This window comes from Escherichia sp. 93.1518, from assembly GCF_013368915.2.
In the GTDB taxonomy this organism is placed as follows: domain Bacteria; phylum Pseudomonadota; class Gammaproteobacteria; order Enterobacterales; family Enterobacteriaceae; genus Escherichia; species Escherichia ruysiae.
In genome coordinates, this window is record NZ_JABWMT020000003.1 from 88,452 (window position 1) to 111,146 (window position 22,695).

The following is a 22,695-nucleotide window of genomic DNA, read 5'->3' on the forward strand; positions in this document are numbered from 1 at the left end:
TCATTTTATTTAAGAAGGGTAATAACTTGTGCATCTCTTTCGTTTTATTCCCCCTATTAAAAGAAATGCAGCTAAAAATCTTATACGTTATTTATTAAGAATACACTACGAGTTTCAGATTACCATCATCCGCATTGAGAATAATCTATAGGAAGAAGTGATAAGAATCACAGTTTTATCCTGTATATACCATTTTTTTGTGACTTATTTATTAAAGGTATAAGACGGAGGATTTGATTAAGAAAAAATAAAGGCGCAGCGCAGAAAGCACTGCGCGCAGGTAGATTTTATATGGTTTTATTCCGTTTCATTACCATTGCCACAATAAGGCTTAGTAATAGTGCGCCAATAATCCACATTAGTGCGCTGCTGCCCTGGGACCATAAACTGTAAATAAAACCGATGATTACCAACAGCATGACCAGCATACCGACAATGAGAATTGGCAACGAGGCGTGAATATCATGACGCAGACGGATCGCCACCACAAACACCGCAAGGTAGCAGATCAAAAAGGTGGCGCTGGCAACGCTGGCCAGGGAACCTAAATTAAGCGCCGCCGTCATCAGCATGATCAACACCACGATGATGATGTTACCCCACGTACTCTGCCGCCACAGGGATCTATTCATTATCTTTGGCAACTCGCGCTCGCTGCCCATGTTGTCCATGATATTAAACACCGCAAACAGGTTTGCGTTGATGGCTGATGCCGTCGCCAGCAAGGCACCTATCACCACTATCACATAACCCACATGCCCGAGCAGTGGAGAAGCAGCCTGCGCTACGGCGGTATCAGCATATTTTTCTAACTCTAATGCCGAAACATCACTAAGCAGCACCAGTGCCAGGGAAATATAGAGCAGCGTGGTAACGCCTATCGCCAGCAAAAATGCTCGCGGCATAATGACCGCCGGATCTTTCACTTTATCCGCCGCGTTCGCCATCATGCCAAAGCCCGCATAGGCGAGGAAAGTAATCCCGATGCAGGAGAAGAACGCGCCAGAGCTGGGGGGCGCAGAGACGGAAATATGCGCCGGTTGCAGCGACCAGACGCCCGCAATAATCAGCAACAGCAGGATCATCATTTTGATGCCGACAAGGATCACTTCCAGCCGCCCTACCGCATGGTTGCTTAAAGAGTTGAACAGCGTCATCAGGGCAATGATCGCCAGCGCGTAGAGCAAAATAAGATGCTCATCCTGGCTGCCCTCATGCAAAAACTGCACGGCATAAGCACCAAAGGCACGGGCAACCATCGCGATGCTCACCGCCAGCGTCATCAGGTACAGCAACGAGAGCGCCAGCGAAAAAACACCGTTGCCTAATCCCCGGCGAAAAAAGTCAATAATCCCGCCATTGCTGGGATAACTTGCGCCAAGGCGCGCATAGGCATATCCGGAAAACATCGCCACAATGCCGCCAAAAGCAAAAGCGACCCAGGTCGAGGCTTCCATTAGCAACGCCGCCTGCCCCAGCAGGGCAAAGATCCCCGCCCCTACCATCGCCCCGATACCTATGGAAACCACATTCCATAGTCCCAGAGGTTTGTCACCGTTATTACCTTCCGTGTTCATCATGATCAGCCCTTAAACACGTTATAGCCGAGTTGTTTAGCGACCGATGCCACCATTTTTTGTCCACGAACACTGTTGCCTTCTTCATCCAACGGTGGCGAGAACGCGGCAATCCCCATCACGCCAGGCACTACCGCCAGAATGCCGCCACCGACGCCGCTTTTGCCGGGTAAGCCAACGCGATACGCCCAGTCACCAGAGCGACCATACAGCCCTTCCATCATCATTTCGGCCAGGATGTACGGCACATTTTCAGCCTGGAGAACGCGTTTTTGGCTTAGCGGATTAACACCGCCCGCCGCCAGTGTCGCGCCAAGCGTAGCCAGCTCAACGGTATTGATAAGCGTGGAGCACTGGCGGGTATACACATCACAGGCTTCCATCGCATCGCAATAGAGATATCCAGAGGAATACAGCAGCCAGGCAATCGCCCGGTTGTGGAAGTTGGTGGTCTGTTCCGACTGGTTTACTTCCTCAGAGAGCACCACCTGCTCACCAGCAAGTTGTTGTTGGATGTGTAAAATTCTCTGCCAGCGTTGTTCAGTATTATCGGCTTTGATCAGACTGGTAGTGGCGATAGCGCCTGCATTCACCAGCGGCGACAACGGCTTGCCACCATGAAGTTCTAAGGCAATGACTGAGTTAAAAGGCAATCCGGTCGGGTCAGCGCCAATTTTGTCCTGCACCGCCTGCGGGCCGACATCTTCCAGCGCGAGGGCTAAAGTACAGACTTTCGAGATGGACTCCAGCGCAAAGCGGTAATCGCTATCACCCGCGCGATAGATATTGCCATCACAAGTCACAATAGCTACCCCCGCCAGTTGGCTGGGGACATTCGCCAGAAAGGGAATGTAATCGGCATTTTGCCCGCCGTTAAGTGAGTGAAATTGGGTATATGCCTGATCCACTGCCTGCTGTAAATTTTTTGCATCTGACATCTGTTGTTAACTCCTTTTTATAGATGCGGGAGGCTATTCCTCATCCCGATGCCAATTTTCAGGCATCCTGATTTAACTTAGCACCCGCAACTTAACCAAAGGAAAACAAAGAGATAAATGTCTAATCCTGATGCAAATTGAGCCAATTTTTTAATCTCTACCGCGTTTTCATTGCGCGACGAAATAATTTCTTGACCTTCCCCTTGCTGGAAGGTTTACCCTTTATCACAGTCAGTCAAAACTGTCTTAAAGGAGTACGTTATGTCACAAACTATCGACCTGACCCTGGACGGCCTGTCCTGCGGTCACTGTGTTAAACGCGTGAAAGAAAGTCTCGAACAGCGCCCGGACGTTGAGCAGGCAGATGTGTCAATTACGGAAGCGCACGTCACCGGTACTGCCAGCGCGGAACAGCTTATCGAAACCATCAAGCAAGCGGGTTATGACGCATCTGTAAGCCACCCAAAGGCTAAACCGCTGGCGGAGTCATCAATCCCGTCGGAAGCACTGACAGCGGTTTCTGAGGAGCTTCCGGCAGCAACCGCCGATGACGACGATAGCCAGCAGTTGCTGTTGAGCGGCATGAGCTGCGCCAGCTGTGTCACCCGCGTACAAAATGCGCTGCAAAGCGTACCGGGCGTCACCCAGGCACGGGTAAACCTGGCGGAGCGCACTGCGCTGGTGATGGGCAGTGCCTCCGCACAAGATTTAGTGCAGGCGGTGGAAAAAGCAGGCTACGGCGCGGAAGCGATTGAAGATGACGTTAAGCGCCGTGAGCGCCAGCAGGAAACTGCCGTCGCAACCATGAAACGCTTCCGCTGGCAGGCGATTGTCGCCCTGGCGGTGGGTATCCCGGTAATGGTCTGGGGGATGATCGGCGATAACATGATGGTCACCGCCGACAACCGCAGCCTGTGGCTGGTAATCGGTCTGATAACGCTGGCGGTAATGGTTTTCGCGGGCGGGCATTTTTACCGCAGTGCATGGAAAAGCCTGCTCAACGGTGCGGCGACGATGGATACGCTGGTGGCGCTGGGTACTGGCGTGGCGTGGCTCTATTCGATGAGCGTTAACCTGTGGCCGCAGTGGTTCCCGATGGAAGCGCGGCATCTTTATTACGAAGCCAGCGCGATGATTATCGGTCTGATCAACCTCGGTCATATGCTGGAAGCGCGTGCACGCCAGCGTTCATCGAAGGCGCTGGAGAAATTACTCGATTTAACCCCACCGACGGCGAGACTGGTCACTGACGAAGGTGAAAAGAGTGTGCCGCTGGCAGACGTTCAGCCAGGTATGTTGCTGCGCCTGACAACCGGTGACCGTGTGCCGGTGGATGGCGAAATCACTCAGGGCGAAGCGTGGCTGGATGAGGCGATGCTGACGGGCGAACCTATTCCACAGCAAAAAGGCGAAGGCGACAGCGTTCATGCCGGGACGGTGGTGCAGGACGGTAGTGTGCTGTTTCGCGCCAGCGCAGTCGGCAGCCATACCACGCTGTCGCGGATCATTCGCATGGTGCGCCAGGCTCAGAGCAGTAAACCGGAAATCGGCCAGCTGGCGGATAAAATCTCTGCCGTATTTGTACCGGTGGTAGTGGTAATTGCGTTGATCAGTGCAGCAATCTGGTATTTCTTTGGGCCAGCACCGCAAATTGTTTATACCCTGGTGATTGCCACTACGGTGCTGATTATTGCCTGTCCGTGTGCGCTGGGGCTGGCAACGCCGATGTCGATTATTTCCGGCGTCGGGCGGGCGGCTGAGTTTGGTGTGCTGGTGCGTGACGCCGACGCATTGCAACGCGCCAGTACGCTCGACACCGTGGTGTTCGATAAAACCGGGACGCTGACGGAAGGTAAACCGCAGGTTGTCGCCGTGAAAACGTTTGCTGATGTTGATGAAGCGCAGGCGTTGCGTCTGGCGGCGGCGCTGGAGCAAGGTTCCAGCCATCCGCTGGCACGGGCGATCCTCGATAAAGCAGGCAATATCACGCTGCCACAGGTCAATGGCTTCCGCACATTGCGCGGACTAGGGGTAAGTGGCGAAGTGGAAGGCCATTCACTGCTGCTGGGGAATCAGGCGCTGTTAAATGACCAGCAAGTCGATACGAAAGCGATTGAAGCTGATATTTCAGCCCAGGCATCACAAGGCGCAACGCCGGTGTTACTGGCCGTTGATGGCAAAGCGGTGGCTCTGTTGGCGGTACGCGATCCATTGCGTAGCGATAGCGTGGCGGCGCTGCAACGCCTGCATAAAGCAGGATATCGTCTGGTAATGTTAACCGGCGATAACCCAACCACCGCCAATGCGATCGCCAAAGAAGCAGGGATTGATGAAGTGATTGCGGGTGTATTGCCGGATGGTAAAGCCGAAGCGATTAAACGTCTGCAAAGCGAGGGACGCCAGGTAGCGATGGTGGGCGACGGCATTAACGACGCGCCGGCGCTGGCCCAGGCGGATGTCGGTATTGCGATGGGTGGCGGCAGTGATGTTGCCATTGAAACAGCGGCGATTACCCTGATGCGCCATAGCCTGATGGGGGTTGCAGACGCACTCGCCATCTCCCGCGCGACGCTGCGCAATATGAAGCAAAACCTGCTTGGCGCGTTTATCTACAACAGTATCGGTATTCCGGTCGCCGCAGGTATTTTGTGGCCGTTCACCGGAACGCTGCTTAACCCGGTAGTTGCCGGGGCGGCAATGGCGCTCTCGTCGATTACGGTGGTGAGTAACGCCAACCGGTTGCTGCGGTTTAAACCGAAGGAATAAGTATGTCATTGCGGATGCGCTGCTTTAGGGTGGCGCATTTGGCATCGACGCAGACTGCCGGATGCGGCGTGAACGCCTTATCCAGCCTACGGTTCGGGCACAGGTTTGTAGGCATGATAAGACGCGCCAGCGTCGCATCAGGCAATGGTACTCAGTTGCCGGATGACGCACTGTGCACAAGTGCAACAATCAACTCCATTTGCGCCATCCCTCCCCGCGCGCTAGCATGATATTTCACAAAGGGAGGTCGTATGGATCTGTTGTACCGGGTAAAAACACTTTGGGCCGCGCTGCGCGGTAATCATTACACCTGGCCTGCCATCGATATATCTCTCACCGGCAATCGCCATTTTCATCTGATTGGCAGTATTCATATGGGTAGCCACGATATGGCTCCTCTACCCGCCCGTTTGCTTAAAAAGCTCAAACAAGCCGATGCGCTGATTGTCGAGGCGGATGTTTCCACCAGCGATACGCCTTTTGCTAATTTACCTGCCTGCGAGGCGCTGGAAGAGCGCATCAGCGAAGAACAATGGCAAAATCTGCAGCACATCAGCCAGGAGATGGGCATTTCTCCGTCGCTCTTTTCTAGCCAACCGCTGTGGCAAATCGCGATGGTTCTTCAGGCGACGCAGGCGCAAAAACTGGGGCTGAGGGCAGAATATGGTATCGATTACCAGCTATTGCAGGCGGCGAAACAACAACATAAAACCGTGATTGAACTGGAAGGGGCAGAAAACCAGATTGCCATGTTGCTCCAGCTCCCCGACAAAGGACTGGCGCTGCTGGACGATACACTGACCCACTGGCATACCAACGCACGGCTACTACAACAAATGATGAGCTGGTGGCTGAATGCGCCGCCGCAAAATAATGAAATAACACTGCCCAATACGTTCAGCCAGTCGCTGTACGACGTGCTGATGCATCGGCGAAATCTTGCCTGGCGGGATAAATTACGCGCTATGCCACCGGGGCGCTATGTGGTCGCGGTCGGAGCGTTACATCTGTATGGAGAAGGGAATTTGCCACAAATGTTGCGCTAAAAAAATGGCCAATATCGCTATTGGCCCGTCAAAGAGGAATTTCATATTTTTATTATTATGCCGTCACTTTAAGCGACGGTGTAACTCGATTGTCGCTCAATCTCACCATCCTGCCAATACTATTAGGCAAGATGACTCTTTTTTTTGAGCCGCCATCAGGCGTATGCTTTCTCCGTTTTTTGTTTGAGGCAGGAAAATTACGATGACACCCGCAGTTAAATTACTCGAAAAAAACAAGATTTCATTCCAGATTCATACCTACGATCACGATCCGGCTGAAACCAACTTTGGCGATGAAGTGGTCAAAAAATTAGGGTTGAATGCGGATCAGGTGTACAAAACGCTGCTGGTCGCAGTGAACGGCGATATGAAACATCTGGCGGTGGCCGTTACGCCGGTCGCCGGTCAATTAGATCTTAAAAAGGTGGCAAAGGCGCTGGGTGCCAAAAAGGTGGAAATGGCCGATCCGATGGTCGCGCAGCGTTCGACGGGATATCTGGTTGGGGGAATTAGCCCACTGGGGCAGAAAAAACGTCTGCCGACGATTATTGATGCCCCCGCGCAAGAATTTGCCACTATTTATGTTTCCGGCGGCAAGCGCGGACTGGATATTGAACTTGCGGCAGGCGATCTGGCGAAGATCCTCAATGCCAAATTTGCCGATATCGCCCGCCGCGATTAAGCATTGTGCCGGATGCGAACATCCGGCACTTTCAGATTACTGCCAGCTTACCTCACCTTTCGGCTCATACGCACTCGCATCCAGCGGCGAGTTTTTCTGGATATAGTCTTTCAGCACTTCGGCATCAATAAAGCCGGTATTCACATAGCCCGGTTTGTTATCAAGGCGCGGATAACCATCACCGCCGGTGGCATTGAAGTTTAATGTCGCCATACGGTAAGTTTTTGCCGGATCGACCGGTTCGCCTTTGATTTTCAGGTCGTTCAGTTTGCCGTCTTTCGCCACAAAGCTGACGTTGGCAAATTGCGGATAGGCACCGGAATCTGGTTTCATTTGTGCGACGGCGGTGAGGTAATCAATCACCTCTTTACCGGTCATGTCGGCATACACCACCACATTGCCGAACGGCTGCACTTTCAGCACGTTTTTATAACTGATGTTACCCGCGTCGATGGAGTCACGAATCCCGCCTCCGCTCATCACCGCAAAGTCGGCTCCGGTGCGATCCATTTGTGCTGCCAGAATCAACCTTCCCATATTGGTCTGTACGAAACGAACTTTGCTGCGGTCGCCTTCAAGGCGGTCACTAACCTCACCAATTTTCACTTCCAGTTGCGCTTTGCCTTTGTTCTGGAACGGGGATAACAGCGAGATCATTTGCTGGTTTTCAGCGATTTCCGGGGTGTACAGCACGCGTTCGCTTTTTCCGTCTTCCCATGTCACTTTTTTCTTCAGGTTCACCGGAATCAACTGGTAATTGACCATTTTCATTTCGCCATTGCGAAACTCAAAATCGGCTCGTCCCACGTATTTGCCCCACTCATGCGCCTGCACAATCCAGATGCCGTTTTGTTGATCCGGTTTGCATGGCGTACCCGGCACGTAATCGACCTGTTTTTTGTTTTCTGCCGCCATACAGACCGGATCTTGCGAGTGACCACCGACGATCATCGCCAACGATCCGGCAGGCAGGCTGCGCGCCATCTCTACATCGCCCGGTGCGTTTGAACCGTGTTCGCCATTGTCGTAATGCCCCATATGCGTGGCTGCAATAATAATGTCTGGCTTTTCTGTCTGTTGCAGCTCCTGAATCACCAGCTTCGCTTCATCGGCGGGCTTACGAAATTCGATATCAGTGAAGTATTCCGGGTTACCAATTTTCGCCGTGTCATCGGTCGTCAGACCAATTACCGCGATTTTCAGATCCTGACGCTTAAACAACGCCCAGGGTTTAAACAGGCGCTCGCCGGTACTTTTTTGATAGATATTGGCGGAGAGTAACGGGAACTTTGCCCATTTTTCCTGCTGGCGTAATACGGTGAGCGGGTTATCAAATTCATGATTACCGATCGCCATCGCGTCATACCCCACCAGATTCATGCCGCGAAAATCCGGTTCGGCGTCCTGTAAATCTGATTCCGGTACACCAGTGTTAATGTCACCACCTGAAAGTAACAGCACGCTACCGCCTTCAGCCGCGACTTCTTTACGGATACCATCCACCAGCGTTTTTTGCGCCGCCAGACCATATTCGCCATATTCATTACGCCAGAAATGACCGTGGTGGTCGTTGGTATGAAGTACCGTAATTTTGTAGGTTTTATCCTGCTCATAAGCCTGGGCGGTTTCACTCGCCAGTGTAAATGCGGCTAATAATGCTAATGCCACACCCCGCTGCAAAAACTTCATATTTCTCTCTCCCTGACCAGATATCAACGTGTTGAAAATTAGTATGACGCGACATAATAGACAAGTCTGTGTTCGGTGATGGTAAATCTACATACAAAAATGGAAATTCTGTATTAAGCATTGAGACTTCCTTCAGACAGCGCATACAGGTATGTTAGTCGGGTAATAATCACAAATAAGATAATTCTTTACATCGCAACTCTGAAAAAGTGACTTTCCTATGGCAATGAGTGAACAAACCCAGCCTGCGGCGGGCGCGGCTGCATCGACCACTAAGGCTCGTACATCATTTGGTATTTTAGGCGCAATCAGCCTCTCGCATCTGCTGAACGACATGATCCAATCGCTAATTCTGGCGATTTATCCGCTGCTTCAGTCAGAGTTTTCCCTGACGTTTATGCAGATTGGGATGATTACCCTCACCTTTCAGCTCGCTTCTTCGCTGCTGCAACCGGTAGTCGGCTACTGGACAGATAAATACCCAATGCCGTGGTCATTACCGATTGGCATGTGCTTTACCATGAGCGGCCTGATACTGCTGGCGCTGGCGGGTAGTTTTGGTACGGTTCTGCTGGCGGCGGCGCTGGTCGGTACGGGTTCGTCGGTCTTTCACCCGGAATCTTCCCGCGTGGCGCGTATGGCGTCTGGTGGACGTCATGGCCTGGCGCAATCTATCTTCCAGGTGGGCGGTAACTTTGGCAGTTCGTTGGGGCCATTGCTGGCGGCGGTCATCATTGCCCCTTACGGCAAAGGCAACGTTGCATGGTTTGTGCTGGCGGCGTTGCTGGCTATCGTGGTTCTGGCGCAAATCAGCCGTTGGTACTCTGCACAGCATCGGATGAGTAAAGGCAAACCGAAAGCAATAATAATCAATCCACTGCCGCGTAATAAGGTCGTGCTGGCTGTTTGCGTGCTGTTAGTGCTGATTTTCTCGAAATATTTCTATATGGCGAGCATCAGCAGCTATTACACCTTTTATCTGATGCAAAAATTCGGATTATCCATCCAGAATGCCCAGCTTCATCTGTTTGCCTTCCTGTTTGCCGTCGCGGCGGGTACGGTGATTGGCGGGCCTGTCGGGGATAAAATCGGTCGAAAATATGTAATTTGGGGCTCTATCCTCGGCGTTGCGCCGTTTACCTTGATTTTACCCTACGCCAGCCTGTACTGGACGGGGGTTTTAACGGTAATTATTGGATTTATCCTCGCCTCGGCGTTTTCTGCCATTCTGGTCTACGCTCAGGAGCTACTTCCGGGGCGTATAGGCATGGTTTCTGGACTGTTTTTCGGTTTCGCTTTCGGTATGGGGGGGCTGGGTGCTGCGGTTCTGGGGCTTATCGCCGACCATACCAGTATCGAGTTAGTTTATAAAATCTGTGCTTTCCTTCCACTTCTTGGTATGTTGACCATATTCTTGCCTGATAACCGGCATAAATCCTGATTTCCAGGCAGCCAAAGGTAAACTTTGGCTGCCTCATTTTACAGTAGCCATAAGCCTTTCCTCTTCCTGCACCTTATCACTTTTCCGATCCGTGCCTTTTTTGCGGTTAATTCCATTTTTCTGCAAAATTCAACAATTATTCATAAACATCAACAATGAAATTGTCATAAACTATTACCTGTAATTTTGGTTTTCCCAGCCAAAAATGGACAACAACCACCAGGAACAGGAGACGGAATGCATCACGCCACCCCGCTTATCACCACCATTGTTGGCGGCCTTGTGCTCGCTTTTATCCTCGGCATGATTGCTAATAAACTGCGTATTTCTCCTCTGGTGGGATATCTGTTAGCGGGCGTGCTGGCAGGACCTTTTACTCCAGGGTTTGTTGCCGACACCAAACTGGCACCAGAGCTGGCGGAGCTGGGCGTTATTCTGCTGATGTTCGGCGTCGGTTTGCATTTTTCGCTCAAGGATTTGATGGCGGTAAAGTCCATCGCCATTCCCGGCGCGATCGCCCAGATAGCGGTAGCGACGTTGCTGGGTATGGCTCTTTCTGCCGTGATCGGCTGGTCGTTAATGACTGGCATCGTGTTCGGTTTGTGTCTTTCTACCGCCAGTACCGTGGTACTGCTGCGTGCGCTTGAAGAACGGCAATTAATAGACAGCCAGCGCGGGCAAATCGCCATCGGCTGGTTGATTGTGGAAGATTTGGTGATGGTTCTGACGCTGGTGTTGCTGCCCGCAGTGGCTGGAATGCTGGAACAGGGCGACGTGGGCTTTGCGACGCTGGCGGTTGATATGGGAATCACCATCGGCAAGGTGGTGGCATTTATCGCCATTATGATGTTAGTGGGTCGCCGTCTGGTGCCGTGGATTATGGCGCGAAGCGCAGCAACCGGTTCGCGAGAACTGTTTACCCTGTCGGTGCTGGCGCTGGCATTAGGCATTGCTTTTGGTGCGGTAGAACTGTTTGACGTCTCCTTTGCACTCGGCGCATTCTTCGCCGGGATGGTGCTAAATGAATCCGAACTTAGCCACCGCGCGGCGCATGATACGCTGCCATTGCGCGATGCGTTTGCGGTGCTGTTTTTCGTCTCCGTTGGGATGCTATTTGATCCGTTAATTCTGATTCAGCAACCGCTGGCAGTGCTGGCAACGCTGGCGATTATTCTGTTTGGTAAATCAGTTGCGGCACTGTTCCTCGTTCGGTTGTTTGGTCACTCCCAGCGCACGGCGTTAACTATCGCCTCCAGCCTCGCGCAAATTGGTGAGTTCGCGTTTATCCTGGCGGGGCTGGGGATGGCATTAAATTTACTGCCGCAGGCCGGGCAAAACCTGGTACTGGCAGGCGCGATCCTGTCTATTATGCTCAACCCGGTACTGTTCGCGCTGCTGGAAAAATATCTGGCAAAGACCGAAACGCTGGAAGAACAGACGCTGGAAGAGGCTATCGAAGAAGAGAAGCAGATCCCGGTGGATATTTGCAACCATGCGCTACTGGTTGGCTACGGTCGTGTAGGCAGTCTGCTGGGCGAGAAATTACTCGCCTCTGATATTCCGTTAGTGGTGATTGAAACATCACGAACCCGCGTCGATGAACTGCGTGAGCGTGGCGTTCGCGCGGTACTGGGCAACGCGGCGAATGAAGAGATTATGCACCTGGCGCATCTGGAGTGCGCAAAATGGCTGATTCTGACCATTCCTAACGGTTACGAAGCTGGCGAGATTGTGGCCTCTGCTCGCGCCAAAAACCCGGATATTGAGATTATCGCCCGCGCCCATTATGACGATGAGGTGGCGTATATCACCGAACGTGGCGCGAATCAGGTGGTGATGGGTGAACGTGAAATCGCCCGTACTATGCTGGAACTGCTGGAAACACCACCGGCTGGCGAGGTGGTGACGGGGTAATACATTAATGTCGCCATTGCCGGATGCGATGCTGACGCATCTTATCCGGCCTACGCGTGCCATCTTCCGTAGGTTGGATAAGGCGTTTATGCCGCATCCGACTGTCATTGGTTCGATGGCTTAACGATCCCAGTAAGACTCTTCCAGGCTGTCTTCTCGCTCCGGCAGACCGCGCGTTAAGCGTGGTGAATGCTGGTTCAGTACCTGATAGCTCACACGGTTAGCATATTTACACACCTGTGCTAACGACGAATAAGTCAGCCAGGTGAATTTATGCTTGCTGGAATTTGGCACGTTAGTGCGGTGATAGCTATTGGCGGTAATGTCATGCAACAACGCGGCCAGCGCACCGTCTCCGGCACCATTGGTGTTCATGATTTTTTCTGGTCCGCCCATGTACGGCGCAATGTGCGAATAGACACGCAGCGGATTCTGGCAATCTTTATGACGCATAGCGCGGCTAAACTCATACTGGTTAAATTCCGCGATAGCGCCCGGCAACAGCGGATGCTGGGTTTTGCGTTTCGCTTCGTCTTCCGTAAAGCCCGCCATATACAAGCCGATGGGCCCGGCGGTGCACAGCACCAGATCAACCCAGTCCAGCGCCTTATCAGATGCCAGCAGCGGATCGCTCTCTCCAGTCAATGCTTCGGCTTCTTCTTCGTTCATCGCGAGGATGGAGACGTGCTCTTTGAGGAATTGCTGCCACCATTGCGGATTCTCGGCGATGACAAATTTAGTACCCAGCGTTAGCACCACCGGTACGTTGTATTTCTTCGCGTACTCAATGGCTTTCATGGTCGCTTCCGGCATCGGTTCACCCGGCTTGCAACGCACCAGATAGGACGTTAATACCAGCGCCGACGCTCCGGCGATAACATCTTCCGGAATGCTTTCTGCCCGTAATTGGTTCATATGACCTGGACTGATAGCAAAGGTACGTTCGCCAGACTCGCCAATCAGCGTAAAGCAACGACCAATCGGGCCATCCACGCCCTGCAGATAGTTAAGATCGGTACGGCTGGATGTATTGCACAAGTAACGATAGGCGTAGCTGCCAATTTCAATATTGCTGCACATCACGCCCAGCAGCACCGAACGGTCGTCTGCCAGTACAGAATAGTTGTGCATGGTATTGCCAATAGTGCCACCTGCGAACTGATGAGTAATCAGGTTTTTCTGTTTCAGCTCCTGATAAAGTGCTTCAGCAACATCATCTTCAATGACCAGTGAATGCCCGGCGCTTAATCCATAACGTTCAATAAAATCGTCTTCCACTTTGGCTTCAATATCCACCAGCGTCTGGTCGATACCGACCACCCAGGCTGCGCTGGTTTCGTTTTCTGGTTGGATTTGCTGCAACAGCGGATCGCGTGCATTTACGGGGAAGTAATGTTTGGATTTACGTTTGCCGGGAAATTTCATGGTTGTTTTTACGGGTGGTTAACTGAGCGGCGAATGTTAACACAATCATGCCTGAACGCGCGAGACGCAGGCTGTTTCAATATCAGCCGGCGGGATCGCATTTTCATGAGAGATGTTCTTTACAATGACGCAATTTGAAAGGAGTTTTTGCATGAAGCCGGAAAACAAACTACCCGTGCTGGAGCTAATCTCTGCCGAAATGAAGGCGGTTGTTAATACTCTTCAGCCCGATTTACCGCCCTGGCCCGCAACGGGAACGATTGCCGAACAACGCCAGCATTACACGCTTGAGCGCCGATTCTGGAATGCTGGCGCTCCAGAAATGGAAACCAGAGCTTACGCGGTTCCGACAAAATATGGTCAGGTAGAAGTACGGCAATTTTGTCCGAACCCGGATAGCCCGGCGACGCTGTTTTATCTGCATGGCGGCGGTTTTATTCTCGGCAATCTCGATACCCACGATCGCATTATGCGCCTGCTGGCAAAGTACACCCAGTGTACGGTGATTGGTATTGATTACACCCTTTCGCCTGAAGCGCGTTTTCCGCAAGCGATAGAGGAAGTCGTGGCTGCCTGTTGTTACTTCCACCAGCAGGCGGGCGATTATCAGATCAATATGTCACGCATTGGTTTTGCCGGTGATTCCGCTGGCGCCATGCTGGCGCTCGCCAGTGCTTTATGGTTGCGTGATAAGCAGATCGATTGCGGCAAAGTTGTGGGCGTTTTGCTGTGGTATGGGCTTTACGGATTACGCGATTCCGTGACTCGCCGTCTGTTGGGCGGTGACTGGGATGGCTTAACGCAACAGGATTTGCAGATGTACGAAGAGGCGTATTTAAGCAACGAAGCAGACCACGAGTCGCCGTATTACTGCCTGTTTAATAACGATCTCACTCGCGATGTGCCCCCCTGCTATATCGCCGGTGCAGAATTCGATCCGCTGCTGGATGACAGTCACCTGCTTTACCAGACGTTAGCGGCGCATCAGCAGCCCTGTGAGTTCAGACTCTACCCAGGAACGCTGCACGCCTTTTTGCATTATTCACGGATGATGAAAACCGCCGATGATGCTCTTCGCGACGGCGCTCAATTCTTTACCGCTCAGCTTTAGCGATACGCTGCAACAAGATTAGCCATCATTTCGATATGTTCCGGCGTGGCATTAAGCGCCGGAATATATTCGTATTTTTTACCGCCTGCACCGAGGAAGACTTCACGGTTTTGCTCGGCAATCTCTTCCAGTGTTTCCAGACAATCCGCAGCAAAGCCCGGACACATCACCTGAATATGGCCGACACCTTTTTCTCCCAGCATTTTCAGCGTTTCGTCGGTATAAGGCATCAACCAGGGTTCCCGACCAAAGCGCGACTGAAAGGTCATCATCACTTTTTCCGGTGCCATTCCCAGCGCAGAAGCCAGCTCGCGGGTCGTTGTGCGACAACGTTGCGGATAATCATCGCCTTCATCCGCATAACGCTGGGGAATACCGTGATAAGAGAGTAAAAGTAAATCTGGTTCGCCATGTTTGGCAAAAGAAGCACGAACACTGTTCGCCAGTGCATTAATGTAATCGTGGTTATCGGCATAATCGCGAATAAACGATATCCCCGGAATGCTACGTTTGCGCGCCAGAATACGTGCCAGTTCATCCCATACCGCACCGACCGTTGAACAGGAGTATTGCGGGTAGAGCGGCAGCACCACGATATGATCAACATGTTCAGCCAGTAGTTCATCTACGGCGCTTTCCAGCGATGGCGTGCCGTAGCTCATTCCCAGCGCCACGGGCGTATCCGGTAAACGTTGTGCCAGCGCCTGTTGTTGCTGGCGGCTGTAAACCATCAGTGGCGAGCCACCTTCCATCCAGACAGAGGCATACAGCTTCGCCACACGCGGCGAGCGCAGAGGCAAAATCACGCCGCGCAGCAATGGCCACCACAACAGCCGTGAAGTATCGACTACGCGTCTGTCGCTTAAAAATTGTTTCAGGTAGCGTTTTACCGCTTCAGGAGTGGGGGCATCGGGCGTACCCAGGTTTGCCAGCAGGATACCGGTTTTAGTTTGACGCATTACCGCCTCTTATCGATTCAACTTGTTGATAATTGTAGCGGAAAAGTGAGGAAGAAGAACTAATTGCTGTGAGAGGTATTGCCTGAGGAGGATGAGCAGACCTGCCCGAAAGCAGATCTGCTGCAACTTGATTAGCCGAGGATTTTTTCCAGAGCCGCGCGAACTTCAGCAACCGGTTTGGTGCCATCGACTTTTGCGTATTTGGTGTTGCCCGCTTCCGCTTCTTTAGAGTAGTAGCCGATCAGCGGTGCAGTCATCTGATGGTATTCAACCAGACGTTTACGCACGGTTTCTTCCTGATCGTCTTTACGGGTAGTCAGTTCTTCACCGGTAACGTCGTCTTTGCCTTCGACTTTCGGCGGATTGAATTTAACGTGATAAACACGACCAGACGGCGCGTGAACGCGGCGGCCTACGATACGGTCAACAATCAGTTCGTCCGGTACGTCAAACTCCAGAACGTAGTCAACGTTGATGCCCGCTTCTTTCATCGCGTCTGCCTGCGGAATGGTACGCGGGAAGCCGTCAAGCAGGAAACCGTTACGGCAGTCTTCCTGAGCAATGCGCTCTTTAACCAGCGCGATCACCAGTTCGTCGGTGACCAGTTTGCCAGCATCCATAATGTCTTTTGCTTGTTTACCCAGCTCGGAGCCAGACTTGACCGCAGCACGCAGCATATCGCCAGTGGAGATTTGCGGAATACCATATTTCTCCATGATGAACTGAGCCTGAGTCCCTTTCCCCGCGCCCGGAGCGCCAAGCAGAATGATACGCATTGCGAAAATCCCCTTAAAATGTGTCGAATTTTTTGAAAAAGCGATAAACGATACCACCATCAGGCGATTGCCTCAAGAAAGGCACCTGGGGCTGAAACGGTTAAGGGGGAGATAATTTGCGGAAAGTGCAGATAATGAAAAGAAAAATGCCGGATGACACGAAGGTCATCCGGCACCACATTCAGCTGTATGCCGGATAAAATTCATCCGGCATTACATCAGGAAACCAGCAGCTGGTTCATACGACGAATAAACAGGTTCGGATCTTCCAGCGTGCCGCGTTCTGCCAGCAGCGCCTGATCCAGCAGCAGTTCTACCCACTCGCTGAACTTCGCTTCATCTTCAGTATCTGCCGCACGTTTCACCAGTACGTGATCCGGGTTCAGTTCGAAGATGTATTTCACTTCTGGCACTTTCTGGCCCGCCGCAGCGAACAGTTTCGCCATCTGGGTGCTCATTTCGTCCGCATCAGTAGACACAATCGCTGGCGTATCGGTCAGACGGTGAGTCAGACGGACATCTTTCACACGCTCGCCGAGCAGGGCTTTCACACGGTCGATAAACGGAGTCAGTGCTTTCTCCGCTTCTTTCGCGCTCTCATCAACTTCGTCAGCCAGTTTTTCCAGCGACTCGTCAACTTTGGACACAGACTGGAACGGTTTACCGTCGAACTCAGTCAGATAGTTCATCATCCACTCATCGATGCGGTCGGAAAGCAGCAGAACTTCGATGCCTTTCTTACGCAGCAGTTCCAGGTGCGGGCTGCTCTTCGCTGCCGCGTAGCTGTCTGCGGTGATGTAGTAGATTTTCTCCTGCCCTTCTTTCATGCGGGAAACGTAGTCTTCCAGAGACACGGTTTGCGCAGAAGAGTCGGTATGAGTAGAAGCAAAACGCAGCAGTTTGGCGATCGCTTCCTGGTTAGCGAAATCTTCCGCCGGACCTTCTTTCAGTACCAGGCCAAACTGTTGCCAGAAGGTCTGGTATTTTTCCGCGTCGTCTTTCGCCAGTTTTTCCAGCATTTGCAGTACACGCTTGGTCAGCGCATTGCGCAGGTTACGCGTTACTGTGCTGTCCTGGAGGATTTCACGGGAAACGTTCAGCGGCAGATCGCTGGAGTCAATCAGACCACGCACGAAGCGCAGATAGTTCGGCATGAACTGTTCTGCGTCGTCCATGATGAACACACGCTGGACGTACAGTTTCAGGCCGTGTTTATGATCGCGGTTCCACATATCCCACGGAGCCTGGGACGGGATGTACAGCAGGCTGGTGTACTCTTGCTTACCTTCAACTCGGTTATGGCTCCAGGTCAGCGGATCGTTAAAGTCGTGGGCGATGTGTTTGTAGAACTCTTTGTATTCTTCATCGGTGATTTCCGACTTGTTGCGAGTCCACAGCGCCTGCGCTTTGTTGATTTTCTCCCAGGAAATAACGGTTTCGCCGTCTTTCTCTTCGCGTTTTTCGATCTCTACCGGCAGCGCGATATGGTCGGAGTATTTGCTGATGATGGAACGCACGCGCCAGTCATCGAGGAATTCATCCTCGCCTTCGCGCAGATGCAGGGTAATTTCAGTACCGCGATCTTCTTTGGTGATATCGGCAACGGTGTATTCACCTTCGCCCGCCGATTCCCAGAATACGCCGTTTTCTGGTTTTTCACCTGCCGCACGGGTGCGCACGGTCACTTTATCGGCCACGATAAACGCAGAGTAGAAACCAACACCAAACTGACCGATCAGCTGGCTGTCTTTCGCCTGGTCAGAACCCAGGGATTCGAGGAACGATTTGGTGCCGGATTTAGCGATAGTCCCCAGATGGTCGATCACTTCGTCGCGGGTCATCCCCACGCCGTTGTCGGAAATAGTCAGCGTGCGCTTGTCTTTGTCGAAAGAGACACGAACGCGCAGTTCGCCGTCACCTTCGTACAGATCCGGGTTAGAGAGCGCGCGGAAACGCAGCTTGTCCGCCGCATCGGAGGCGTTAGAGATAAGCTCACGCAGGAAGATTTCTTTATTGGAATAGAGAGAATGGATCATCAGATGCAGAAGCTGCTTCACTTCTGACTGAAAACCACGAGTTTCTTGTCCTTTCATGTAGGTCTACCTCAATAATGCCATTTTAAGGTTAAAAACAGGATGAGGGAGAGATGGGGACAAGGAGGAATAATTTCAAGCGAGAGCAGGTGATCCTGCTCTCGTTTGCTTAAAAACGAATCTTATGACGCCCGGCAAGTGAGTGCGACAGCGTGGTGCCGTCGACCATTTCCAGTTCGCCGCCAACCGGTACGCCGTGGGCAATACGGCTGGCTTCCACGTCATATTGCGCGCAAAGCTCGGCAATGTAGTTAGCGGTAGCTTCACCTTCAACCGTGGGGTTGGTGGCGAGGATCACTTCAGTGATTTTTTCCTCTGCCAGACGCTGTTCCAGACGATCAAGCCCGATATCATCCGGTCCGATGCCATCCAGCGGTGACAGGTGCCCCATCAACACAAAATAACGACCGGAAAACTGCCCGGTCTGCTCAATGGCGTAGATGTCCGCCGGACTCTCCACCACGCAGATTTGACCGTTTTCCTGACGACGCGGGTTTGAACAGATGTTACAGACTTCCTGCTCAGTGAAGGTGCGGCAATCGGCGCAGTGACCGATTTCCGACATCGCCCGGGTGAGCGCCTGCGCCAGACGCATCCCGCCGCTACGATCGCGCTGAAGCAGCGTGAACGCCATACGCTGCGCCGACTTCGGGCCAACGCCCGGCAGACAGCGCAGTGCTTCCATAAGCTGTGTTAACAGCGGGCTGGTTTGCATCAGAACGGCATCTTAAAGCCAGGCGGCAGCTGCATTCCGGAGGAAACAGAGGCCATTTTTTCTTTCTGAGTTTCTTCGATACGACGTGCTGCATCGTTGAATGCCGCAGCCACCAGGTCTTCCAGCATCTCTTTGTCGTCTTCCAGCAGGCTTGGGTCGATCTCAACGCGACGGCAGTTGTGTGCGCCGTTGATGGTCACTTTAACCAGACCTGCGCCGGATTCGCCGGTCACTTCCAGCTTCGCGATTTCTTCCTGCATCTGCTGCATTTTTTCTTGCATCTGCTGGGCCTGCTTCATCAGGTTGCCCAGACCGCCTTTACCAAACATAGGTTTCTCTCTCAATCACGTTAAGGATGACGATCGTAAGCTGTGCTTACGATCAAATGGGGCGGATACTTTCTTCATCCAGCTCCGCATCGAAGAATCGACGCAGGGTCTGAATATTATTATCCGCAATAATGGACTCGCGCGCCTGCGCAAGTTTTTCTTCGTATATCGCCTGACGCCACTCCAGCGGCGTACGCACCGCTGGATTATCATCTTCAACGATAGTCAGTTCAACCGTTGAGCCATTTAACGTACTCAACGCTTCAGCCAGTTTTTGTTGTGCACCGCTGTTATTCAAATGACGCTGAGAGGAGCGCAAATGCAGACACACCGTGTTGCCGTTCTCCTCTTTCCAGGCATTTAACGCCACCTGTTCGACCAGTTTTGGTAGCGAAAGTTGGCTCACCTGTGCTGCCCACGGATCGCGCTCAATGGCTTCTGCCGCCAGCTTCGCCGCCAGCTCTGGCGTTTTTTCATGTTCCAGCGCCTTTTTCAGCGCCTTTGGCGTGGCGACCACTTCTTTTTGTTGCATCACTGGGGTGGTAGCCTTCCAGCGATACGCTTCTTTTTTGGCTGGCGCTTTTTCCAGCGCCGATGGTGCCGGACGCGACTGAACGCGATCGGTGACCGAAGCCAGTCTTTCCAGCGCAGCGTTATTCACCGGCCGCGCGCGGGTAGCGGCTGCCGGTTCACTCTTTTTTGCTTTGGTTGCTCCCTGTGCGCGCTGTAGTTGCTGGCGCGCCGCCAGCACCTGGCTGGTGGTTTCTGAGAGCGGAACGGTCGGTGCCTGCTGCGGCGCTGATTGCGGCTGTGGCGGCACCTGCATTGGTGTCATTACCGCCGTCGGCGCGACTGGCGCAAAGGACTGGCGCGGCACTTCCGGTTCGGGTAGCGGCATACGCGGATGGAACGCCAGCGCGCGCAATAGCGTCATTTCAACGCCCATGCGTCTGTCTGGCGCATACGGTAATTCTTTGCGACCAATCAATAGCGTCTGGTAGTAAAGCTGAATATCTGTTGGCGGTATGGTGCGTGCCAGTTCACGCATCCGCAGCTCAATGGCGGCCATATCATTGCCAAGCGCAGCAGGCGAAAGCTGTACCATAGCAATGCGGTGCAGCAGGCCGAGCATTTCCACCAGCAACGCTTCCCACTCGATACCACGGGCAGCGGCTTCGTTAATCAGCGCCATTACGCGCTCGCCGTCGGCTTCCACCATCGCTTCTACCAGCGACAGCGCCTGATCGTCGTCGAGCGTACCGAGCATCGAACTGACCGCCTGGGTAGAAACCTGACCATCACCGCTGGCAATCGCCTGGTCAGTCAGACTTAACGCGTCTCGCAGGCTGCCTTCAGCGGCGCGCGCCAGCAGTTGCAGCGCCCGAGGCTCGTGGGCGATATGTTCTTCGTTGAGAATGTGCTCAAGCTGATGACGAATTTGCTCGACATCCAGCGCCTTGAGATGAAATTGCAGGCAGCGCGACAAAATCGTCACCGGCAGTTTCTGCGGATCGGTGGTTGCCAGCAGAAACTTCACATGCTCTGGTGGCTCTTCAAGGGTTTTTAACAGTGCGTTGAAGCTGTGGCGCGACAGCATATGCACTTCGTCGATCAGATAGACTTTAAAGCGACCGCGCGCTGGCGCGTACTGAACGTTATCCAGCAGGTCGCGGGTATCTTCGACTTTGGTGCGCGAGGCGGCATCGATCTCAATCAGATCAACAAAGCGCCCCTGTTCGATTTCGCGGCAGTTATCGCATACGCCGCACGGTGTCGCGGTAATACCTGTTTCGCAGTTTAGCCCCTTCGCCAGCAGTCGGGCGATAGAGGTTTTTCCGACGCCACGAGTGCCGGAAAAAAGATAAGCATGATGAATACGCCCTAACGACAAGCCGTTCGCCAGTGCGGTCAGCACATGTTCCTGGCCGACGACGTCAGCAAAGGTTTGTGGGCGCCATTTTCGGGCTAAGACCTGATAACTCATTGGCAGGCTCTGAAACGCTGGAAGGTGGATTCACGAAGGGGTAATGCTAACACAGCCCCGTCAGAACGGCGAGGCTGAATGTACATCTTGTGCTGCCCATGGCGCGGGCTGTCGAAAATTAGTGGCCCGGGAACGGGACAAGGCTATAACAGGTAATGCCTTGATTTTCGAGACGCTGTTCACCGCCGAGGTCGAACAGATTAATGATGAATGCAGCGTCAGTGACTTCACCGCCCAGACGACGGATCAATTTCACTGTTGCCTCAATGGTGCCCCCAGTTGCCAGCAAATCGTCGACTACCAATACTTTGTCACCAGGTTTAATGGCATCAACGTGGATTTCCAGCTTATCGGTGCCGTATTCCAGTTCGTAAGTTTCGCTGATGGTTTCGCGCGGCAGTTTGCCCGGTTTACGTACCGGTACAAAACCTACGCCCAGACCCAATGCTACCGGAGCACCAAACAAGAAGCCACGTGCTTCGGTGCCGACAACTTTGGTAATACCCGCATTTTTGTAACGCTCAACCAGCAGGTCGATGCTGAGAGCGTAAGCTTTCGGGTCTTCCAGTAAGCTGGTGACATCACGGAACAGAATGCCGGGTTTTGGGTAGTCCTGAATGCTTTTGATGCTATTTTTGAGATACTCAAGCTGCTGTGCAGTCGCGGTCATAAGTGTATGCCTGCTTGTTACGGTGGTACTCACGGCGCGTTTTAAACGTATCAAAAGTAACTTTTGTTTAACCTTTGACCGCCTGCGCCTGTGCTCGAAAACGCCAGAATGTACTGGCTGTGGGCGATAATTGCAACAGCGATTGTTGTGCTTCAGTGCTTTTCTTGCTTTTCATCAATCACTGGGATTCGCCACATAAAAATCAGCAAACAAGTGAGGATCACCAGCAACAAAATGCGTACCCACGTCATATGCACAAACCACAGTGAAATAGCAAAAGTCACGAGTATCAATAAAATCGCCCGTGGTTTTGCGCCACGCGGCATTGCATGGTATTTCTGCCAGAAGCGTAAATAGCTACCAAACCATGAGCGATACAGCAGCCAGGCGTGAAAACGCGGGGAAGAGCGGGCAAAACACCAGGCAGCCAACAGGATAAACGGCGTAGTCGGTAATACCGGTAATACCACCCCCAGCGTACCCAACACTACCGCCAGCCAGCCAATGATGATTAAAATGATTCGTTGCATATTGAGTGTTGTCAGCTTACAGAGTGGCTACTTTAGCATAACAATTATCA

General features: G+C 52.6%; 18 protein-coding genes and 1 other annotated feature. Of the genes, 6 read left to right on the top strand and 12 right to left on the bottom strand.

Annotation, left to right across the window (positions count from 1 at the left end; genetic code table 11):
- Positions 1–287 precede the first annotated feature (287 nt).
- On the bottom strand, positions 288–1,580 hold the full coding sequence (locus tag HEN21_RS03115) for an APC family permease (RefSeq protein ID WP_000982145.1): 1,293 nt from the start codon (positions 1,578–1,580) through the stop codon (positions 288–290).
- Positions 1,581–1,582: 2 nt separating this feature from the next.
- A complete protein-coding gene (gene glsA, locus HEN21_RS03120; RefSeq protein WP_176251651.1) occupies positions 1,583–2,515 on the bottom strand; it encodes a glutaminase A in 933 nt (310 codons plus the stop codon).
- Positions 2,516–2,776: 261 nt separating this feature from the next.
- Between glsA and copA the strand changes: the two genes are divergently transcribed.
- From copA to ybaK, 3 genes are all read left to right on the top strand, one after another.
- Positions 2,777–5,281 (top strand): copper-exporting P-type ATPase CopA, encoded by a 2,505-nt coding sequence (gene copA, locus HEN21_RS03125; RefSeq protein ID WP_176251652.1) that lies wholly within the window; start codon positions 2,777–2,779, stop codon positions 5,279–5,281.
- 251 nt (positions 5,282–5,532) lie between these two features.
- On the top strand, positions 5,533–6,327 hold the full coding sequence (locus HEN21_RS03130; protein WP_000365167.1) for a TraB/GumN family protein: 795 nt from the start codon (positions 5,533–5,535) through the stop codon (positions 6,325–6,327).
- A gap of 202 nt (positions 6,328–6,529) precedes the next feature.
- The gene (gene ybaK / locus HEN21_RS03135) at positions 6,530–7,009 is read left to right on the top strand and encodes a Cys-tRNA(Pro)/Cys-tRNA(Cys) deacylase YbaK (RefSeq protein ID WP_105286544.1); all 480 of its coding nucleotides are present in this window, start codon (positions 6,530–6,532) and stop codon (positions 7,007–7,009) included.
- A 36-nt stretch (positions 7,010–7,045) separates the two neighbouring features.
- Here ybaK and ushA read toward each other — a convergent pair whose 3' ends face one another.
- Positions 7,046–8,698: a bifunctional UDP-sugar hydrolase/5'-nucleotidase gene (ushA, locus tag HEN21_RS03140; protein WP_000670593.1), complete on the bottom strand. Its 1,653-nt coding sequence runs from the start codon at positions 8,696–8,698 to the stop codon at positions 7,046–7,048.
- A gap of 220 nt (positions 8,699–8,918) precedes the next feature.
- Between ushA and fsr the strand changes: the two genes are divergently transcribed.
- Both fsr and ybaL read left to right on the top strand, forming a co-directional pair.
- Complete coding sequence (gene fsr, locus HEN21_RS03145; protein ID WP_001251623.1) at positions 8,919–10,139, top strand: fosmidomycin MFS transporter; 1,221 nt, start codon at positions 8,919–8,921, stop codon at positions 10,137–10,139.
- A 237-nt stretch (positions 10,140–10,376) separates the two neighbouring features.
- Positions 10,377–12,053, top strand: a complete 1,677-nt coding sequence (gene ybaL, locus HEN21_RS03150; RefSeq protein WP_176251653.1) for a YbaL family putative K(+) efflux transporter — start codon at positions 10,377–10,379, stop codon at positions 12,051–12,053.
- Positions 12,054–12,173: 120 nt separating this feature from the next.
- Here the strand turns inward: ybaL and gsk are convergent, their stop codons facing one another.
- Entirely contained in the window at positions 12,174–13,478 is a 1,305-nt protein-coding gene (gene gsk, locus HEN21_RS03155; protein ID WP_000671589.1) for an inosine/guanosine kinase, read from the bottom strand.
- A 151-nt stretch (positions 13,479–13,629) separates the two neighbouring features.
- Here gsk and aes point away from each other — a divergent pair, with 151 nt between their 5' ends.
- Positions 13,630–14,589 (top strand): acetyl esterase, encoded by a 960-nt coding sequence (gene aes / locus HEN21_RS03160; protein ID WP_105284672.1) that lies wholly within the window; start codon positions 13,630–13,632, stop codon positions 14,587–14,589.
- Here aes and hemH read toward each other — a convergent pair.
- The 8 genes from hemH to HEN21_RS03200 all read right to left on the bottom strand — a co-directional run bounded on the left by hemH (position 14,586) and on the right by HEN21_RS03200 (position 22,645).
- Positions 14,586–15,548 carry a ferrochelatase gene (gene hemH / locus HEN21_RS03165; protein ID WP_001250102.1) on the bottom strand — a complete coding sequence of 321 codons (963 nt, stop codon included), beginning with the start codon at positions 15,546–15,548 and terminating at the stop codon, positions 14,586–14,588. The genes aes and hemH overlap by 4 nt on opposite strands.
- A gap of 131 nt (positions 15,549–15,679) precedes the next feature.
- Positions 15,680–16,324 (bottom strand): adenylate kinase, encoded by a 645-nt coding sequence (adk, locus tag HEN21_RS03170; RefSeq protein ID WP_001313630.1) that lies wholly within the window; start codon positions 16,322–16,324, stop codon positions 15,680–15,682.
- Positions 16,325–16,542: 218 nt separating this feature from the next.
- Positions 16,543–18,417: a molecular chaperone HtpG gene (htpG, locus tag HEN21_RS03175; RefSeq protein WP_000678201.1), complete on the bottom strand. Its 1,875-nt coding sequence runs from the start codon at positions 18,415–18,417 to the stop codon at positions 16,543–16,545.
- Positions 18,418–18,526: 109 nt separating this feature from the next.
- Complete coding sequence (gene recR, locus HEN21_RS03180; RefSeq protein ID WP_001195025.1) at positions 18,527–19,132, bottom strand: recombination mediator RecR; 606 nt, start codon at positions 19,130–19,132, stop codon at positions 18,527–18,529.
- A complete protein-coding gene (locus HEN21_RS03185; protein ID WP_001515903.1) occupies positions 19,132–19,461 on the bottom strand; it encodes a YbaB/EbfC family nucleoid-associated protein in 330 nt (109 codons plus the stop codon). Before HEN21_RS03185 ends, recR begins: the two co-directional genes overlap by 1 nt.
- Before the next feature lie 52 nt (positions 19,462–19,513).
- Positions 19,514–21,445 carry a DNA polymerase III subunit gamma/tau gene (gene dnaX / locus HEN21_RS03190; RefSeq protein WP_176251654.1) on the bottom strand — a complete coding sequence of 644 codons (1,932 nt, stop codon included), beginning with the start codon at positions 21,443–21,445 and terminating at the stop codon, positions 19,514–19,516.
- Positions 20,117–20,181: a sequence feature (DnaX frameshifting element), on the bottom strand. Its footprint overlaps the gene before it by 65 nt.
- 118 nt (positions 21,446–21,563) lie before the next feature.
- Positions 21,564–22,115, bottom strand: a complete 552-nt coding sequence (gene apt, locus HEN21_RS03195; protein WP_001515901.1) for an adenine phosphoribosyltransferase — start codon at positions 22,113–22,115, stop codon at positions 21,564–21,566.
- A 152-nt stretch (positions 22,116–22,267) separates the two neighbouring features.
- Entirely contained in the window at positions 22,268–22,645 is a 378-nt protein-coding gene (locus HEN21_RS03200) for a DUF454 family protein (RefSeq protein ID WP_001188909.1), read from the bottom strand.
- Positions 22,646–22,695 lie beyond the last annotated feature (50 nt).

Coding starts and splice junctions, on each gene's coding strand:
- HEN21_RS03115 (WP_000982145.1), bottom strand. CDS start 1,580: ATGATGAACACGGAAGGTAATAACGGTGACAAACCTCTGGGACTATGG.
- glsA (WP_176251651.1), bottom strand. CDS start 2,515: ATGTCAGATGCAAAAAATTTACAGCAGGCAGTGGATCAGGCATATACC.
- copA (WP_176251652.1), top strand. CDS start 2,777: ATGTCACAAACTATCGACCTGACCCTGGACGGCCTGTCCTGCGGTCAC.
- HEN21_RS03130 (WP_000365167.1), top strand. CDS start 5,533: ATGGATCTGTTGTACCGGGTAAAAACACTTTGGGCCGCGCTGCGCGGT.
- ybaK (WP_105286544.1), top strand. CDS start 6,530: ATGACACCCGCAGTTAAATTACTCGAAAAAAACAAGATTTCATTCCAG.
- ushA (WP_000670593.1), bottom strand. CDS start 8,698: ATGAAGTTTTTGCAGCGGGGTGTGGCATTAGCATTATTAGCCGCATTT.
- fsr (WP_001251623.1), top strand. CDS start 8,919: ATGGCAATGAGTGAACAAACCCAGCCTGCGGCGGGCGCGGCTGCATCG.
- ybaL (WP_176251653.1), top strand. CDS start 10,377: ATGCATCACGCCACCCCGCTTATCACCACCATTGTTGGCGGCCTTGTG.
- gsk (WP_000671589.1), bottom strand. CDS start 13,478: ATGAAATTTCCCGGCAAACGTAAATCCAAACATTACTTCCCCGTAAAT.
- aes (WP_105284672.1), top strand. CDS start 13,630: ATGAAGCCGGAAAACAAACTACCCGTGCTGGAGCTAATCTCTGCCGAA.
- hemH (WP_001250102.1), bottom strand. CDS start 15,548: ATGCGTCAAACTAAAACCGGTATCCTGCTGGCAAACCTGGGTACGCCC.
- adk (WP_001313630.1), bottom strand. CDS start 16,324: ATGCGTATCATTCTGCTTGGCGCTCCGGGCGCGGGGAAAGGGACTCAG.
- htpG (WP_000678201.1), bottom strand. CDS start 18,417: ATGAAAGGACAAGAAACTCGTGGTTTTCAGTCAGAAGTGAAGCAGCTT.
- recR (WP_001195025.1), bottom strand. CDS start 19,132: ATGCAAACCAGCCCGCTGTTAACACAGCTTATGGAAGCACTGCGCTGT.
- HEN21_RS03185 (WP_001515903.1), bottom strand. CDS start 19,461: ATGTTTGGTAAAGGCGGTCTGGGCAACCTGATGAAGCAGGCCCAGCAG.
- dnaX (WP_176251654.1), bottom strand. CDS start 21,445: ATGAGTTATCAGGTCTTAGCCCGAAAATGGCGCCCACAAACCTTTGCT.
- apt (WP_001515901.1), bottom strand. CDS start 22,115: ATGACCGCGACTGCACAGCAGCTTGAGTATCTCAAAAATAGCATCAAA.
- HEN21_RS03200 (WP_001188909.1), bottom strand. CDS start 22,645: ATGCAACGAATCATTTTAATCATCATTGGCTGGCTGGCGGTAGTGTTG.